The organism is Cohnella sp. 56, assembly GCF_037963805.1.
GTDB lineage: Bacteria > Bacillota > Bacilli > Paenibacillales > Paenibacillaceae > Cohnella.
Genome location: NZ_JAZDQE010000004.1, coordinates 55,207 through 72,991, shown reverse-complemented (window position 1 = coordinate 72,991; position 17,785 = coordinate 55,207). Strand labels below are relative to the sequence as shown.

General features: G+C 57.1%; 16 protein-coding genes. 10 read left to right on the top strand and 6 right to left on the bottom strand.

Going from position 1 to position 17,785, the window contains the following annotated elements; genetic code table 11:
* Positions 1-70 precede the first annotated feature (70 nt).
* The 5 genes from VQ071_RS08645 (at position 71) to VQ071_RS08625 (ending at position 7,541) form a co-directional block, all read left to right on the top strand.
* Positions 71-1,861, top strand: coding sequence for an L-fucose isomerase (locus VQ071_RS08645; RefSeq protein ID WP_340513547.1), 1,791 nt, complete (start codon positions 71-73; stop codon positions 1,859-1,861).
* An 81-nt stretch (positions 1,862-1,942) separates the two neighbouring features.
* Positions 1,943-2,602, top strand: coding sequence for a class II aldolase/adducin family protein (locus VQ071_RS08640; RefSeq protein ID WP_340513546.1), 660 nt, complete (start codon positions 1,943-1,945; stop codon positions 2,600-2,602).
* A 16-nt stretch (positions 2,603-2,618) separates the two neighbouring features.
* On the top strand, positions 2,619-4,139 hold the full coding sequence (locus VQ071_RS08635) for a rhamnulokinase (RefSeq protein WP_340513544.1): 1,521 nt from the start codon (positions 2,619-2,621) through the stop codon (positions 4,137-4,139).
* A gap of 725 nt (positions 4,140-4,864) precedes the next feature.
* Positions 4,865-5,350, top strand: a complete 486-nt coding sequence (locus VQ071_RS08630) for a hypothetical protein (protein ID WP_340513542.1) — start codon at positions 4,865-4,867, stop codon at positions 5,348-5,350.
* 511 nt (positions 5,351-5,861) lie between these two features.
* A complete protein-coding gene (locus tag VQ071_RS08625; protein ID WP_340513541.1) occupies positions 5,862-7,541 on the top strand; it encodes a methyl-accepting chemotaxis protein in 1,680 nt (559 codons plus the stop codon).
* A 274-nt stretch (positions 7,542-7,815) separates the two neighbouring features.
* Here the strand turns inward: VQ071_RS08625 and VQ071_RS08620 are convergent, their stop codons facing one another.
* Positions 7,816-9,021, bottom strand: a complete 1,206-nt coding sequence (locus VQ071_RS08620; protein ID WP_340513540.1) for a HAMP domain-containing sensor histidine kinase — start codon at positions 9,019-9,021, stop codon at positions 7,816-7,818.
* 31 nt (positions 9,022-9,052) lie between these two features.
* Entirely contained in the window at positions 9,053-9,724 is a 672-nt protein-coding gene (locus tag VQ071_RS08615) for a response regulator transcription factor (RefSeq protein ID WP_340513539.1), read from the bottom strand.
* A 138-nt stretch (positions 9,725-9,862) separates the two neighbouring features.
* On the opposite strand from VQ071_RS08615, the gene gluQRS reads away from it, so the two are divergent.
* From gluQRS to VQ071_RS08590, 5 genes are all read left to right on the top strand, one after another.
* Positions 9,863-10,849: a tRNA glutamyl-Q(34) synthetase GluQRS gene (gluQRS, locus tag VQ071_RS08610; RefSeq protein ID WP_340513538.1), complete on the top strand. Its 987-nt coding sequence runs from the start codon at positions 9,863-9,865 to the stop codon at positions 10,847-10,849.
* Between the two features lie 24 nt (positions 10,850-10,873).
* The gene (locus VQ071_RS08605) at positions 10,874-11,413 is read left to right on the top strand and encodes a GNAT family N-acetyltransferase (protein ID WP_340513537.1); all 540 of its coding nucleotides are present in this window, start codon (positions 10,874-10,876) and stop codon (positions 11,411-11,413) included.
* 195 nt (positions 11,414-11,608) lie between these two features.
* Complete coding sequence (locus tag VQ071_RS08600; protein WP_340513536.1) at positions 11,609-12,892, top strand: stalk domain-containing protein; 1,284 nt, start codon at positions 11,609-11,611, stop codon at positions 12,890-12,892.
* A 1-nt stretch (position 12,893) separates the two neighbouring features.
* Positions 12,894-13,916, top strand: a complete 1,023-nt coding sequence (locus VQ071_RS08595) for a phosphotransferase (RefSeq protein WP_340513535.1) — start codon at positions 12,894-12,896, stop codon at positions 13,914-13,916.
* 27 nt (positions 13,917-13,943) lie between these two features.
* Positions 13,944-14,258, top strand: a complete 315-nt coding sequence (locus tag VQ071_RS08590; RefSeq protein ID WP_340513534.1) for an MTH1187 family thiamine-binding protein — start codon at positions 13,944-13,946, stop codon at positions 14,256-14,258.
* Positions 14,259-14,277: 19 nt separating this feature from the next.
* Here VQ071_RS08590 and xerS read toward each other — a convergent pair whose 3' ends face one another.
* From xerS to VQ071_RS08570, 4 genes are all read right to left on the bottom strand, one after another.
* Positions 14,278-15,363 (bottom strand): tyrosine recombinase XerS, encoded by a 1,086-nt coding sequence (gene xerS, locus VQ071_RS08585; protein WP_340513532.1) that lies wholly within the window; start codon positions 15,361-15,363, stop codon positions 14,278-14,280.
* Positions 15,364-15,519: 156 nt separating this feature from the next.
* Positions 15,520-16,449 carry a nucleotidyl transferase AbiEii/AbiGii toxin family protein gene (locus VQ071_RS08580; protein WP_340513531.1) on the bottom strand — a complete coding sequence of 310 codons (930 nt, stop codon included), beginning with the start codon at positions 16,447-16,449 and terminating at the stop codon, positions 15,520-15,522.
* Positions 16,450-17,061, bottom strand: a complete 612-nt coding sequence (locus VQ071_RS08575; RefSeq protein ID WP_340513530.1) for a type IV toxin-antitoxin system AbiEi family antitoxin domain-containing protein — start codon at positions 17,059-17,061, stop codon at positions 16,450-16,452. It lies immediately after the preceding gene.
* A gap of 233 nt (positions 17,062-17,294) precedes the next feature.
* Entirely contained in the window at positions 17,295-17,642 is a 348-nt protein-coding gene (locus VQ071_RS08570) for a VOC family protein (RefSeq protein ID WP_340513529.1), read from the bottom strand.
* Positions 17,643-17,785: the final 143 nt, after the last annotated feature.

The following is a 17,785-nucleotide window of genomic DNA, read 5'->3' as shown; positions in this document are numbered from 1 at the left end:
CAGCAAGACGTTTCGTTGCTAAGTTAGAGTTATCGGTAACATATCAATCGCTTTCAAGGAGGATTCATTCATGACAGATAGCGCCTACAGATTCCGCGGCGGCTTCCCCAAGATCGGCATCCGGCCGACGATCGACGGCAGACGCAAGGGGGTTCGCGAATCGCTCGAGGATCAGACGATGAACATGGCCAAGGCCGTGGCCGAGCTGCTCAGCAGCACGCTGCGTTATCCGAACGGCGAGCCGGTCGAGTGCGTCATCTCCGATACATGCATCGGCGGCGTCGCCGAAGCGGCAGCATCGGCCGACAAGTTCGCGAAGGCCGGCGTCGGCGTCTCGCTCACGGTCACGCCTTGCTGGTGCTACGGCACCGAGACGATGGACATGGACCCGACGCTGCCGAAGGCGGTATGGGGCTTCAACGGCACCGAGCGTCCGGGCGCCGTGTATCTCGCGGCCGTGCTGTCGGGCTATGCGCAAAAGGGACTGCCGGCGTTCGGCATCTACGGCGAACAGGTGCAGGATTCGGGCGACACGACCGTGCCCGAGGACGTGCGCGAGAAGCTGATCGGCTTCGCCCGCGCCGGTCTTGCCGTCGCGATCATGCGCGGCAAGTCGTACCTGTCGATGGGCTCGGTGTCGATGGGCATCGCGGGCTCGATCGTCAACGACGGACTGTTCCAGGAATATCTCGGCATGCGCACGGAGTATGTGGACATGTCCGAGTTCGTGCGCCGCATCGAGGAAGACATCTATGATCCGGCGGAGTTCGAGCGGGCGCTCGCCTGGGTGAAGGAAAATTGCAAGGAAGGCCCGGACAACAACCCGGCGCATCTGCAAAAGAGCCGCGAGGACAAGGACAAGGACTGGGAGACCGTCGTGAAGATGACGCAGATCGCCCGCGATCTGATGATCGGCAATCCGCGCCTCGCGGAGCTCGGCTTCGGCGAAGAGGCGATGGGGCACAACGCGATCGTGTCCGGCTTCCAGGGACAGCGCGCGTGGACGGATCATTTCCCGAACGGCGACTTCCTCGAGACGATGCTCAACTCCTCGTTCGACTGGAACGGCATCCGCAGCCCGTACATCGTCGCCACGGAGAACGACAGCCTGAACGGCATTCCGATGCTGATGGGCTATCTGCTCACCAACACGGCGCAGATCTTCGCGGACGTGCGCACCTACTGGGGAGCGGATTCGGTCGAGCGGGTTACCGGTCACAAGCTCACCGGCGCGGCCGCAGGCGGCTTGCTTCACTTGATCAACTCCGGCTCCGCGACGATGGACGGCACCGGCGAGCAGTCGAAGGACGGCCAGCCGGCCATGAAGCCGCACTGGGAGATCACGGAGGACGAGGCGCAAAAATGTCTGGACGCCACGAGCTGGCGCCCGGCGTCGGCCGAATACTTCCGTGGGGGCGGCTACTCGTCCGACTTCCTGACGCGCGGCGGCATGCCGATGACGATGTCCCGCCTGAACTACGTCAAGGGCATCGGCCCGACGCTGCAGATCGCCGAAGGCTATTCGGTCGACCTGCCGGCCGACGTGCACGACGCGCTCGACAAGCGCACCGACCCGACCTGGCCGACGACGTGGTTCGCGCCGATCGTCACGGGCAAGGGCGCGTTCCGCACCGTCTACGACGTCATGGACAACTGGGGCGCGAACCACGGCTCGATCAGCTACGGCCACATCGGCGCCGATCTGATCACGCTCGCTTCGATGCTGCGCATCCCGGTCAGCATGCACAATGTCGACGAGGCGCGCGTCTTCCGCCCGCGGGCCTGGGGACTGTTCGGCACGGACGGCATCGAGGCCGCAGACTTCAGAGCCTGCGCCAACTTCGGACCGTTGTACAAATAAGAAGGAGCTGCATCCGGGGCGCCGCATAGCGCGGGCCGCACCAAGCCCCGGACGCGCGATCCCGATGGAGGTCATCCGCGCATGAGCGCTACCGATATTCGCCATGAACTGTGCAAGTATGCCCGCAAGACCGTGTCCAACAAGCTGGTCGTCGGTCCCGGCGGCAATCTGAGCGCGCGCCACGAGGGCAAGATGTATCTGTCCCCGAGCGGCTTCGCGCTCGACGAGATCGAGCCCGAGCAATGGGTCGAGGTCGACATCGAGAGCGGCGAGATCGCCGATATCGGTCTTCGGCCTTCGTCCGAGGTGCTCATGCATCTGTACGCCTACCGGGCGAACCCTGCGATCGGCGCGATCGTCCACACGCACCCGCCTTACTGCATCGCCTTCACGCTCGTCGCCGAGGAGCTGCCGGTCATGTTCCCGGACCAGGCCGCGCTCGTCGGCACGACGACGTATGTGCCGTACGTGCTGCCGACGACCGACCGGCTCGCCGACGCCGTCGTCGCCAAAGTGAACGACTACAGCACGATCCTGCTCGGCAATCACGGGCTCGTCACGACCGGCCGCAATCTCCGCGAAGCGTATTACCGCACCGAGGTCGTCGAGGAGAGCGCCAAGATCTGGCTTATCGCGAGCGCGATCAAGCCGCCCAAGGCGCTGACGGACGCGGAGTACAAGGAGATCGCATCGCTCGAGAGCGAGGCGTACCGGATCGAGCTGCTGCAAAAAATGAAATAAGCGGAGGCTGACAGCGATGAGCGAGAAACTAGCCGCGCCGGGCGGACGTACCGCAGCTTCCGCGCTGGCCTTCGACATGGGGGCGAGCTCCGGCCGCGCCTATGTCGGCGAGCTGAAGGAGACGCCGGACGGCCGCCGTCAGCTGTATGTGGCGGAGATGCACCGCTTCGACAATGACGCGGTCCGCGTCGGCAAGCATCTGCACTGGGACATCCTGCGGCTGCTCCAGGATATCAAGCGGGGCATCCGCAAGACGTTCCAGGCGGGCTATGCGCCGGCCACGCTCGGCATCGACACCTGGGGCGTCGACTTCGGGCTGATCGACGACAACGGCGAGCTGCTGGGCAATCCGTATCACTACCGCGACCCGCAGACCGAGGGGCTGATCGAGGAGCTGGCCGGCCGCTTCGGCGCAGATGCGCTGTTCGCGGCCAGCGGGCTGCAGTTCATGCCGTTCAATACGATCTATCAGCTGTATGCGATGAGCAAGGCCCGCTCGCCCAAGCTCGCCGCCGCGAGGACGCTGCTGCTGACGCCGGATCTGCTGAGCTACCTGCTCACCGGCATTCCTACTTGCGAATTCACGATGGCGACGACGACGCAGCTGTTCGATCCGCGGACGCGCACCTGGAACAAGCCGCTCATGCGGGAGCTCGGCATACCGGAGGGGATGTTCCTGGAGCCGGTCGCGCCCGGTACGCGGATCGGCAGACTATCGGACGAAGTGCTGGAGGAGCTGCGGGTGCCGTCGCTGGAGACGGTTGCCGTGGGCTCGCACGACACGGCGTCCGCGATCGCGGCCGTGCCGGCTGCGGGCGAGCCGTTCGCCTATCTCGTCTGCGGCACCTGGTCGCTGCTCGGCACCGAGCTTGCGGAGCCGGTGCTGGCGCCGGAGACGCTGGCCCTCTCCTTTTCCAATGAAGGCGGCGTGGACGGCACCTATCAGCTGCTCAAAAACATTATGGGACTATGGATACTGCAAGAGTGCAAGCGGGAGTGGGAGGAAGCCGGAGAGCCGCATTCGCATGCGGAGCTGGTCGGACTGGCCGAGGCTGCCGCGCCGCTGCGCAGCTTCATCGATCCCGACGACGCCAGATTTTATGCGCCGTCCGGCATGACGGACAAGATCCGCGCTTATTGCAGGGAGACGGGGCAGCCGGAGCCGGGTACGAAGGGCGAGCTCGTCCGCTGCATCCTCGAGAGCCTGGCGCTGCGCTACCGGCAGGCGCTGGAGCAGGCGGAGCGGCTGACGGGACGCCGGTTCGGCGGCCTGCACATGGTCGGCGGCGGCATCCAGAACCGTCTGCTGTGCCGCTTGTCCGCCAGTGCGATCGGGCGTCCCGTATGGGCCGGACCTGCGGAGGCGAGCGCGATCGGCAATCTGCTCATGCAGTTCATCGCGCAGGGCGCCTGCGAGGATCTGGCGGAGGCGAGACGGCTCGTGGCGGCTTCGTTTCCGGTGGATGCGTATGCGCCGAGCGAGGCCGAAGCATGGGAGCAAGCTTACGGCCGCTTCATGAAGCTGCAGCGTTCGTAGCGTACTAGCAACGGAAGAAGTTAGCTTAATGCAACAGGACAGCTGATGTATAAGTAGCTGTCCTTTTTTTTCATTTCATGTTTATTCATGTCGTTACACGGATGACATCGGCGTCAGTCGCCAAGCGTGAACAGCTACCTATCCCCGTCATGAAGGCGGCCCGCCCGCCAGTGAGTTATAAGCTACCGAGTTTGTGCCTCAGATCTAACTCCAGTATGTTCAACTTGTATATTCTGGCATGTTCATGTCGCTACAGAACCAGCGGCCAGTACCGATCCTGCTGGCAGCACATCCGCCTGACAGATTCCAAGTATGACACAGCCGCGAAGCTGGTCAGATGCGAAACGCCAGAGATTGTGTTTGAACTCTACAAAAGAGCCCTACAAAACCTTAGGTTTTGTAGGGCTCTAACAATGGGGTTTCTAGAAATCGTATTCCACAGGTGAGAATAGTGACCATAAGCGTTTGTAGAAAGTGCCGTGGAATTGTTCTTAGAAAACTCTGAATGCCATATATCCTCTATGAGTTGTAGTTGTATAATCTTTGTTGTTCGATGCCGACTTTAGGTTAATATCAAATGCAAGACCAGCGTTTTGACTCTTATGTTGAGCGGTCCAAGGATATACTGATTCTGAAGGTGGGTTGCTTGCACTCGCATAATCGCGAGTATAATCAGCATGTTCAGAGTTTGCAATATAAGTAAAATATATAAGGGGTCTGTTAATATGGAGAAAAAGCGCAGTTTGTTTTTAGTTATTTTTCTTTTGTTGGTCGTAGCTTTAAGTCAAGGATGCTCATCTAAAAATGACAAAGATTACAATGTTGAACAATTTATTAAGGAGAAGCAAATAATAAATCCGAAAATAGTGGCTCTTAAAGATAAGTCGTATATCTTTTCTGGGGAAAATACTATTTATGTATTTAGAAACAAGGGAGACTTCGAATATTTTGTTGGAGAACCAAATAAAAGTTTCGTTATTGGAGGATTGGAAAAAGGTTCTGTCGGCATTATTATCAAAAATATAGAAATCGCAAAGAATATAAAAAGCTATAAGGTTATTCTTGACAGCATAGGAACGGATCACGAACTTGAATATAAAGAGGAGAATAATCTTGTCGTGCTTGATGAAAGAATATGGAATCCAAATCCGAACTTTAAAATAATATTTTACAATAATCTTGGAGAAGAAATTTTGACTGTTAATCATTAAACAAAGCATAAAATATGTGAATTAGGTCCGAGGAGCCGTTCTGTCGCTGTTCTGTTATTCACACTTAATCGCCTGTGGCATGGTCGTGAGCAGTGGATCGACTGAAGCGCCGGATTCTGCCGGTGGAACTGCACCACGTTCACATGAGGCGCACGATATTGCGATGCGATCGTCGCCGCGGCGCGTGCGCCGAATGGCCGGCTAAGTAAACCCTGATACTAAAAGTTGTTAACTAGCATACAGCATTCAGCTCCAAGAAAATCTTTTGTACAAGCTGCATCTAACATTCGCTTAACATTCGGTGCCTCGTTTCATCGATCGGATGAAACCGGGGCATATTTATTTGCAAATAAATCAACATAAAAAACAGTATTCGACATAAAAACTCATTATTCATCATAAACCGACTCATTTCGAGATAGTTGTTAAGCGAATGTTCATTCCTTGCCGATATGATAAGGGAAACCTTATATTTTCGACGCCGGACATGACGGCAGGAGGCGCACAGCAGATGAGATGGACAGTCGGCAAAAAGCTAGTAGGTGCGTTCAGCGCGATTATAATCGCATTCGCGGGACTCGGATTCATGAGCCTGGTCAACATGGACCGCATGAACAAGCAGACGCAGGAGATCGGAGAGGATTGGCTCGTCGGCGTGGAATCGATGAGCAAGATCAAAATCGATCTTCAGCAAATTACGAATTTGTATTACCAATCGCTCCTGACCGCAGACGCAACGGAGAAGAAAAAAACGACCGGTCAAATCGCGGAAGTATTTCCGCGGATCGATACGACCATAAATACTTACGCAGCCACGATCGTTAACGACGATGATCGGGTGCTGTACGATCAACTGTCCAAGTCCTGGAGCACGTTCAAAGCGAGCTTCGCCTCCGCCACGCAGACAAGCGATGCCCAGACGACGAAGAAGTCTACGGAAGCCTTTGCCGTGCTCGACAAAAACGTGGATCAAATGATCGAATTTAACCATACTGAAGCGCAAAAAAATGTAAAAGACAGCAAAGACCTGTTTCATAGCAGCGCCTCGTTCGTCTTTTATATCGGGCTCGCTATTTTGCTGCTGGCCGCCGCGCTGGCGTGGCTGCTCATTCGCAACATTATCAGGCCGCTCAAGCAGACGACCGACGCGCTCAGCAAAGTCGCTGCCGGAGACTTGTCCTTCGCACCGCTGACTTCCGGTCGAAGCGACGAATTCGGGACGCTGATCGTCAAGCTGAACGATACGCTCGCCGGGCTGCGGCAATCCGTGCAGCATATGCAGCAGAGCGCCACGGTGCTCTCGCTCTCGGCCAATCAGCTGTCCGAGGGCTCCGATCAGAACAGCGGTGCGGCCAACCGGATCGCAGAGTCAGTGTCCCTGGTCGCCTCGAATTCGGAAAGTCAGGCGAAGTCCGCGGCCGAGTGCGACAGGGTGATGGAGGAGATGGCGGAAGGGGTAGGGCGGATTGCGGAGACGACGTCGGAGGTGGCGGAGCTGTCAGCCGGCGCGTCGTCCGCAGCCTCTACGGGAACGCAGCGCATCCGTCATCTGTCCGAGCGCATGAATGCGCTCGAGACGACGATGGGACAGGCCGGCCGACAAATCTCCGATCTCGTGGCCAAGTCGCATCAGATCGGCGAGGTGACCGCCATCATCGGAGAGATCGCGACCCGGACGAACCTGCTGGCGCTTAACGCGGCGATCGAGGCGGCCCGGGCGGGCGAGCACGGCGCTGGCTTCGCAGTCGTCGCCGGCGAGGTGCGCAAGCTCGCGACGCAGACCAACGACTCCGTCGGCAACGTCTACGCGCTCATCACGGAGGTGCGCGAGCAGGTCGAGGCGATGTCCGGGCTGATGCGCTCGAGCATCGACGAGGTGCAGGCGGGCAGCCAGGCCGTCGGCGAGGCCGAAGCCGCGTTCACTCAGATCGCGTCCGCCTCGTACGAGGTGTCGTCGCGGGTGCAGGAGGCGGCTGCCGCAGCCGAGCAGCTGGCCGCCAGCTCCGAGGAGGTATCGGCCTCCGTATCCAGCATCGGCCATATGGCGTCGAAGACCGCTTCGATGACCCAGGAGGCAGCCGCCTCTGCCGAGGAGCAGCTGGCGTTCAGCGAGGAGCTGGCTTCCTCGGCCGGCACGCTGGCGGGCGTGGCCACTGAATTGAAGCAGGCCGTCAGCAAGTTCAAGCTCTGATCGGCGAGCGCCGCACTACGAATACAAGCTGCCTGTCGCGTTCGCGACGGCAGCTTTTTTTAACAGCTATACTGTGCAGATCGCCCATAGAGCTCTCGGGATCGTATGCTAAACTAGCGTTATATCACCCTGTCGGGAATCGGAAGATACATGTATCATGCAGCATCTCAAAGATCATATTGCACTTAACTCGCTCTGGACACACAACAAAAGAACCGCAGGGAAAGTTTTTTCCCTGACGGTTCTTTTGTTGTACAGACCGTTGATCGCGAAGCTACCCTTGTGAGAGCGGCAGCTCGACGGTCACGCGCGTGCCGGTCACGAGCCTGTTCGCGATCGCGACTTCGCCGCCGTGCATCTGCACGATCCGCTGGACGATCGAGAGTCCGAGCCCGCTGCCGCCGGCGGCGCGGTTGCGCGATTTGTCCACCTTGTAGAAGCGCTCGAACAGCCGCGGCAGATGCTCGGGCGGGACTCCCGGTCCGGTGTCCTCGATATGGACGATCGCGCTGGCGCCCGTCGCCGTCAGTGTGATGCCGAGCGCGCCCCCCTCCGGCGTGAACTTGATGGCGTTGTGCAGCAGATTGACCCATACTTGGCGCAGCTGCTCCTCGTCGCCTTCAAGCTCGCACTCGGCGAGCCGAATATCGAGCTCCAGACGCTTGGCCTGCCACTGGGGCTCCGAAGCCAGCACGACCTGGCGCAGCTGCTTGTCCAGACGGTAGGGGCGAGGATGGTAGGGCGGGCGCTTGGATTCGAGCGTCGTCAGCTTGAGCAGATTGTCTCCGAGCCGGGACAGCCGGTCGCTCTCGGCTTCGATAATATCGAGATAGTGCAGGCGCTGCGTATCCGCCAGCCGATCCGACTTGAGCGCCTGCGCGAAGCCTTTGATCGAGGTCAGCGGCGACTGGATCTCATGCGAGACGTTGGCGACGAACTGCTGGCGCATATCCTCGATCTGACCGAGATCGGCTGCCATCTGCTTGAAGTTTTTGACGACCTCGTAATATTGTCCCGCATACCGGGGATTCACCTCTACATTGACGTTGAAGTCGCCTTTGCCCATCCGCGCCATCGCGTCGGTCAGCGAGTTGACGAGCTTCATGGCGTTCGCCTCGGGCTGGAACAGGTACCGCACCGCCATAATCAGCAGGCCCAGCAGGAAAAAGGTGCAGACGACCGTCAAATATTCGCGCAGCGTACCCGGCATGGGGAGGAGTAGCGCGACACCCTTGAGCATGAAATGCGCAATCGTCCAGAGCAAGGAGTACCCGAGCAGGAATGCTGCGATCCCGAACAGATGCTGCAAAAAGTTAGGCAGCATCTCGAAGCGTGCACGCCAGCCGCCGGCGGCGAGCGCTTCCTGTCTGCGCTGCTCGTGCATGCGCGATTCGAACCTTTTGTGCATCTCGCCGTATTCCTTGTGACGCTTCAGGAATGCGCGCCAGGCGACGGACAGCCGCGACCCGCCTCTATTCACGACAGCACCTCCAATCGATAGCCGCCTCTGTTCAAGACAGCACCTCCAGCCGGTAGCCGAGCCCCCGGATCGTCGTGATGCGGAAGCCGCATTCGTCCGGGAATCGCTCCCGCAGCCTGCGGATATGCACGTCGACCGTGCGCTCGTCCCCCTCGTAGTCGAAGCCCCAGATCTGCTCGATGATCTGATCGCGGGAGAATGTCTGTCCGGGATGGCTCGCCAGCTTGAACAGCAGCTCGAACTCCTTGAGCGGGAGCGTGTGCGGCTGATCGTCCAGCAGCAGCTCGAACGTCTGCCGGTTCATCTGCACGCGGCCGATCTGGATCTGATGCGAGACCGCGATCTTGTATCTGCGCAGCAGCGCCTTGACCCGCACGACCAGCTCGGCCGGCTCGAACGGCTTGACCATATAGTCGTCCGTGCCGAGCTCGAATCCCTTGACCTTCTGCGCCGTCTCGCCCATCGCCGTCAGCATGAGGACGGGCAGCTCGTAGCTGCTGCGCAATTCCTTGCACAGCGCCCAGCCGTCCATATTGGGCATCATGATATCGAGAATGACCAGATCGAACTGCGCTTCGTCGAGCACCGCCAGCGCTTCTTTCCCGTCGCCCGCTTCTTGCGTCTCGAAGCCTTCGCGGTTGAGGAAATGCCCGAGCAGCTCGCGGATATTCGGATCATCGTCTACAATAAGTATGCGCGCCATTTTGTATCGGCCACCTTTGAATGAGGAGTTAGAGTCGAAGCCTTGCAAGCTGATAGTGTTATCATGCGCGGCCTATGTGAACTCAATATGAATCCTATTATGCAACAAGATGAATCCGTGCGGAAAGGGGAGGCGGCGATGTCACCGGAGGGGAAGAGGACACGCGGTCGGTTCGCGCCGACGCCGTCGGGCAGGCTGCATCTGGGCAATGCCTTGACGGCGCTGCTCGCCTGGCTGCAGATTCGCGCGCTGGGCGGGGAGATGATCCTGCGGATCGAGGACCTGGACCGGCAGCGGAGCAAGCCCGAGCTGGCCGGCCTGGCGCTGTCGGAGCTGCGCTGGCTGGGCCTCGATTGGGACGAGGGACCCGATATCGGCGGTCCCCATGCGCCATACGAGCAGAGCCGGCGCGGCGGCCTGTACGAGCGGACGCTGGACGAGCTGCGCAGACAGGGACGGCTCTATCCTTGCTATTGCAGCCGTGCGGACCTGCAAGCGGCCGCCCAGGCGCCGCACGGCCTCGATTCGGAGGGGCCGGCCTATCCCGGCACCTGCCGGCAGCTGTCGGCAGACGAGCGGGAGTCGCGCGCGCAGCGCAAGACGCCGTCGCTCCGCTTCGCGATGGACGAGACGAGGTTGTATCGATTCGAAGACGGGATCGCGGGGCGGCTCGAATATGCGGGCGGCAGCGGCGGGGACTTCGTCGTCATGCGCGCGGACGGGATCGTCGCCTACCAGCTCGCCGTCGTCGCGGACGATATCGAGATGGGAATCACGGATGTGCTGCGGGGGTGGGATCTGCTGGATTCGACGCCGAGACAGCTGGCGCTGTATGAGGCGCTGGGCGCAGCGCCGCCCCGGTTCGCGCATTCGCCGCTGCTGCTGGGCGCGGATGGCGCCCGCCTGTCCAAGCGCCACGGCTCGGTGTCGCTGACGGAGCTGCGCGAAGCGCATGGCGTCCGTCCGGAGCGGCTCGCCGGATATCTCGCCTGGCTGGCGGGTCTGATCGACCGGCCGGGCGAGCTGGCGCCGCACGAGCTGATCGCTTCCTTCGATCTGGCGTCGGTCCGCCGCCGCGCCGTGTCGCTTCCCGAGGATTGGCTTACCGTTTTAACCACCGGCTAACTTTTGAGAAGGGGGATCGATCTTATGCCTCATATTATCGGTACGCAGGTGCGCCTGCGCGAATATCGCCACGAGGACCTCGTCCCGATCCGTCAGTGGGTGAACGACGGCGGGATTACGGGGTATTTATCGGACATTTTCCTGTATCCCCACGGTCTTGAATCGACCGAGAGCTTCCTCGCCGATATGATGGACCAGCGGCCGGATTGCAGGAGCTTCGTCATCGCCGAGGCGGATACGGAGCTGTATATCGGGCAGATCGGGCTGGATACGATCGATTGGAAAAATCGGTTCGCCCGCATCGGCATTGTGATCGGACAAGCCGATCGCTGCGGCAGGGGGCTGGGGACGGAGGCGATGAAGCTGCTGTGCGGCTACGCCTTCAATGAGCTTAACCTGCATCGGCTCGAGCTTGAAGTGTACGACTTCAACGTACGGGCCTACCGCAGCTATCTCAAGTGCGGCTTCGTCGAGGAGGGCAGGCAGCGGCAGAAGCTGTACCGGCACGGGCAATATTGCGATATCATCCAAATGGGATTATTGAGGTCGGAATGGACCGAATAATAAAAAGCATCATAAATAATATTATGTAAACTAATTGCGATTATTTCTCTCGCAGCATACGTACGATGCGGTACGATTCGTATCAAGGCTGCATGCCCCATTCCCATTTAGCGGAATTTTATGCAACTCCTTAATCTCCTGTGCGTCTAATCAATAGATTGATAGACTCAGCGGGAAGAAAAGGAGATTGCGCTCATGTATAGCAAGACCAAGAAATGGCTGCCGGCCGCATTGGCGGCATGCATGCTGCTGCCGGTCGGGGCGGAGGGCGCCTCGGCCGCCACCGCGCCGGCCGTATCGATCGTGCTCGACGACGTCAAGCTGCCGGTATCGGCACCGCCGATTAATAGTAAAGGCACGATATTGCTGCCGTTCAGGTCGCTCGCCGAAGCGATCGGCGTTAACGCCGTATGGCAGCCGGCCACCAAGACCGTCGTCGCCAAAGGCAAAAATGCAGCGGGGGAAAACGTCGAAGTAAGGCTGACGCTCGGTCAGAAAAGCGCAACTGTTAATGGCGTTAAATATGCCCTGAATGCCGCGCCGGTCAATTCCGGCGGCTCCGTGCTTGTGCCGCTTGCGTTTTTTAGCCAGGCATTCGGCGCTCAGGTTGTCTGGGACGGTCCCGCCAAGACCGTACGCGTCACCTCGCCGCAGCGCGAGATGCGGCTGCTCGGCTTCTACGCGGTGTCCGCCTACGATCAACTGCCGCTCGCGGCCGGCTTGAACGACGTAGCGTTCGGTTGGACGCAGGTCGACTACGACGGCGCGATCTCGCTGACGGATGCGACCGGCGTGAGATGGTACTGGCCCAAGCCGGCGGGCGATGTGACGCCGGAGAGCATCGTCGCGCAGGTCAACGCAAGCGGCGGCGGCAGCTATCTGACCGTGCTCGGCAAGGACGGCAAAGGCCAGCTGATGAAGATGCTGACCGACAAGACGCTGCGTGACAGCTCGATCGAACGTCTGCATGCGCTGGCCAAGGACAATGCTTTCGGCGGCATCATGCTGGACTTCGAGGGGCTCGGCTGGCATGACGATCCGAAGATGGCGCAGTCGGTGTTGAATGCGTATGTGAAGCAGCTGTCCGAGGCGGTACGACCGGACGGCATCAAGGTAGCGCTCGCGGTGCCGCCGCTGAACAGCGAATACAAAGGCTACGACTATGCGGCACTGTCCAAGATGGCAAGCGAGCTGGTCATTATGGCGTACGATTATGAACAGGCTGATTCGGCGAACAAAAATCCGCAGTCCGTCACGAAGGTCGACGATGCGATACGATTGGCGATCGCGGCGGGCGCGCCCAAGGAAAAGCTGCTGCTCGGCATCAATCTGAATGCGGAGAACGAGTCGTCGGTAGACGACAAGCTCGGGCTCGCCAAGCGGTACGGTCTGGGCGGGGCGGCATTCTGGAGACTGGGACTGTTCACCGACGCCGAGCAGGCTGCGATCGAACGTTCGGTGAAGAAGATCGGGGGATAAGATGAGCTTCGAGGCTTTATTGAGCCGCTACGAGCCGGACGCGCGCTGGCGCGTGTCACAGGGCGAGAGCGGCTGGAACAATACGACGCGGATCGCGGAGAGCGAAGACGGCGTGAAGCGCGTGCTTCGCGTCTACGAGACGCACAAGGATGCGGACAAGATCGCGTTCGAGCACGATGTGCTGCGCAAGCTGGCGGACGCGGGCTTGCCCTTCGCCGTCCCTCGGCCGATCGCGGCCTTGGATGGCGCGACGTATGTGATGCTGGACGACGGATCGGGGCGCTATGCGGCCATGTTCAGCTATACGGAGGGTATCCGTCCCGACGGACGCGATCCCGTCGCCGCCGCTGCGATCGGGGCGGCAGTAGGCAGGCTGTCGGCTGCGCTGCGGGACATCCGGCCGGATGCCGCTCCCGCGTATTTGCCATGCTATGAGCTGGAGCATACGCATCCGTCTTGTCCGCAGCAGGTCATCGCTTCGTTCTGCGCCGAGCCGCCTGCGCCGTTCGCCGATCTGCGCGATCCGCTGGCGCGCATCGGCGCCGCGCTCGGCGCGTTCGGCGAGTCGCTGCCGGCGCTGCGCGCCTTGCCGCATCAGCTCGTTCACGGCGACGTGAACGACTCCAATCTGCTCGCAGACATCGCGGACTCCGGGCGGATCGTCGCCGTTCTCGATTTTGAGTTTTGCACGCATGAGCTGCGGGCGATGGAGCCGGCCGTCGTGCTGGCGGGACTGATCGAAGACGAGACCGCATTCGACGCGGCCGCCGCTTTTCTAAGCGGGTTCTGCGGGATCGTGCCTTTGAGCGAAGCCGAGATCGAGAGCTTGCCCATGCTCATGCGGCTGCGCAGGCTGGACGTATTCGTTCATTTCCTGGGGCGATACTTGAGCGGCGTAGATCAGGCGGACGTGCTCCGGCAGCAGCTGCAGGAGGCAGACGCGGGACTCGCCGTCCTGGATCGTAATAGCGTGCGCCTACAGGCATTATGCAGAGCGAGCTTGGGGACATTTGCGAATGATTGATTAGATGTGGAAGGGGAGGTGGCCGTCATGGCGATCGTACAAGTGACCATCGTGCCGCTCGGCACGGGATCGACGAGCGTGAGCGCGTATGTCGCGGCCGTGGAGCGCGTGCTGGCGCAGGCCGGAGAGACGATCAAGCATCAGCTGACGCCGATGAGCACGATCATCGAGGGCGAGCTGGACGAAGTATTGGCCGTCGTGCGGCGAATGCATGAGACGCCGTTCGAGAACGGCGCCTTGAGGGTGTCGACTACAATCACGATCGACGACCGCAGGGACAAGCGGGGCACGATGGAGCAAAAGATGAAGGCCGTCACGGATAAGCTGCAAAACGACCTTTGATCGGAAGGCTTGCTTGCGATTACGATTCGTTTTTCCGCCGGTCGATCGCTTCCTCCATCGTCTTGTCCGTCAGATGCGCGTAGATCTGCGTCGTCTCCGGCGAGGCATGCCCGAGCTGTTCCTGCGTCTTGTACAGATCGTTGGACAGATAGTAGTCGGTTGCGAACGAATGCCGCAGCTTGTGGACCGAGAGATAGGGCTTGCCGAAGCGCTTCGCATACTTGATGACCATCTCCTGGACAGCCCGCTTTGTCATGCGGGAGCCTTCTTTTTTGCCGTTAGCCAAGGCGAGGAAGAGGGCTTTTTCCCGTCTCGGCGCACGATAGCGCAGTTCGCGCTGCTGCAGGTACGCTTCGAGGTCGGAGAGCGCATCCTGGCGGAAAAAGACAGGCGTCTTGAACGTATCGTCGTTGCTCCCCTTGCGGTATACGTACACCAGCTTTTTTTTCAGATCGAGATCGTCCATGTTCAGGTTCACCAGCTCCGAGACGCGAAGACCCGAATTCAGCACGAGACTGACGATGCATGCATCGCGCGTCCGGTTCAGCTCATGCGCGTACAGCGCCTGCTTGTTGTCCGCAACGTCCGCAGCATAGGAATCGGCTATGTAGGCGATGAACTCGCTGATCTCCTGCTCCTGGAGCAGCTTGCCCTCCAGCTTGGCAGCCGTATCCTTGGGCTTGTGCGTGCGCTTGATCGACACCTTGGCCATCACATTGCGCTTGAGCAGCGGATAGTAGTCGTCATCCTCCGCAATCTGGCTCAGGTAGTGGAACAGAGAGCGGAGGGAGGAGAGCTTGCGCGAGATCGTCGTCCGCGTGTTCGCATGCTCGCGCCGGGTCGAGAGCTCCATGCGGAAGCTGTCGATCTCGTCCATCTTCAGCCGCTCCAGCACCTCGATCGGAATCTCCGACATCTTGCCCGCCTCCGTCAAGCCCTCCCGCATCAGCCAGTTAAAAAAAGTCTCGTAATCTCTCACATACTCAAGCAGCGAGGAGGGGGAGAGGTCCGGCAGCTTGTAGTTGATGAATTTCTCCACGTACCAAGGCATGCTCGGCACACGTTTATCCAACTCTTCGCGGTCTTTTACTTTCTGAAGGTTCATCCGTATCGCGCTCCATGCGGGTTTTTCTATTATTATAGCAGACTAATTGGACATGAAGGTCGGCATCGCTCCAACCAGAAGTCAGAATATATATTATGTAAATGAACGTGTTAACACCGTTAATTTTGTAGAAAGGTTGATACTAGGAGAAAAGGTTCATATTGTCGGATTAGGCAAAGACCATTTCTTATCTGTGGCATACCATGTTCCAAAGAACTCCTGCTCTCCGAGGATAGCACGATAGATTGGCTCCAAAAATGTCACGATATTTTCTAGTGCGATTTTGAAATCAAGTGTACAATCAATTCCCGTTCGGTTCAGGAAAGCATTCCACTGTTTAATTCGTCCTATATCAGCAGCAAACTCTTTAAAGAATAAGGGATGATTTTTCTCTACAATCGTGCCACGCCGCTGAAAAGTCTCCAAGACTGCTTTATGCAAAACTCGTCCATCATAGTTTTCTGCTATTAGCAGGGAATAAATATCATAGAAATCCTTCATTCGACTATTCATAACAGACAAACTGATCATGGCTTCAAACTTTTCTGAAATGACCGATTCCTTAGAATAAGCCTGTATCCTTGGCATCTCCATGTTAAGCAGTACAGGATAATCAATAATTTGCGGCTTAGGGATAACCACATCGCCAAAGCCGATGTCAAACTGCAAAACCTTCCGAATACGCCCCAGCATTGCGGTAACTTTTACACGAACGCCCTCGTATACCTGATCCTCTTTAATCCGTTCGATTGACATCTCGTCTTTAAGGTAAACAATACCATCGATTGGTACTTCAATTGAACAGATGTTAACAAACGAGTTGCGCAAATCTTCCAATTCATTTGGAAGTTTCTTGGCTAGAAAGTCAATGTCCCTCGTGGGACGAGATTTAAATCCCGTTTGCGAGTACAGAAACAGCCCGCCTTTAAGAATAAAATGATCTTTAAAGTCCGAAATGGATAAACGATACAAAAATCGTTCCTGAAAATAAAGCAGCAGCAGAGAATCGAATGCCTTCCCAGACTTGCGTGCAATATTCTTCAGCCGTTCGGAGACGGATGCAGAAATATTTGTAATATCGCTCATTCAGATCAGTACCTCCAAATATTTTTGAAGAACCGTACGAATCCTCAATTTATCCGCATATTGAATCAGTCTCGTGATGTTCTTGTACGGAGAGTGAAGATAGTTGCGTAGTCCTTCTTTCATAATATCGATGCCTATCTTCATTCGATACCTCACAATATCGCAAATGGTTTTCTCCGGATCATAAATGTTTACGATACCATCCTCAAGTTCCACTTCGCTTATACCCAAATGGTACTGAGTATCCGCTAGATAGACCACTTTAATCGGGGGATAGGCGGGCAACTTCGGTTTTTTGCCCCCTCGATGAATCGCAACTTGGTACTCACCAGGATTGTAGGTCGTAAGTTCGTAATAGGAGAGTGCAGACAGCAGACAAATAACCCCTTTGGGAACAAGTCTGGCAACTTCCACCAATTCTTCAATTGGATTATTGTTGTTGTGATCGGCATGACGGTAAAGACCTTGTTTTACACGAACGATCTCACCCTGTGATTCCAGTTTTTTAATATGATAATGGGTAATCCCTTCATTCAGCAGATCTTTAGTTCGGGCAATACCATGGTAATGAACAAATATAGAATCAACTTTTGATTTTATTTGCCGATTCATCTTTACACCCGCCATTCCATTCTCGCTATAAGTCATACTACTTCATTATTCGTGAGAAGAATTCATGTTCCTGTATTATTTACAAAAAAGTCTGCAGATAGACAAAAGTGAAGAAGGTTTTTTTAATTACGCAGTCTCTTGTGATATGTGGAGGATTCTTATGTCTGCATCATCCACTCAATAAAATAGGGGAACCTCATTTGTCGAGGTTCCCCATTATTAAAATCAATTCTTTACTTCTCCCAAAGCTCGACCAGTCGGCCATCAGGATCTTTGACCCACACAAATTGTCCAAAGTCACCCGCCTCTTTTGGCTTGGCCAGGGGGACACCAATTTGGGCGAGATGTTCGATCGTTTCGTTAAGATTATGGACTTGGAAATTTAACATTACTTGCTGATTCGTTGGAAAGTAACTGTCGTTCTCTGCAAAAAAAGAAAAGATCGTCTTGTTCTCTGCATCTGGCGTTATGACAGTCCCATTCCAGTTTTCGATGTCAATCTTGAGTACATCACTGTACCATTTCTTCGTAGCTTCCAGGTTTTTGGTTCGCCAGAATACGCCTCCGAAGCCTTTTATCATCATATCCAACTCCTGTCCTTTGTGATTTTTAACATAAATTTCGAGATTAAAGCTTAAACTCCTTTTTTAAAATGGAGTCAGAATAATAATTATGTAAACAATAATTTGGATTTTTATTACTAAGTGTCAAAGAGGAAGGAGCC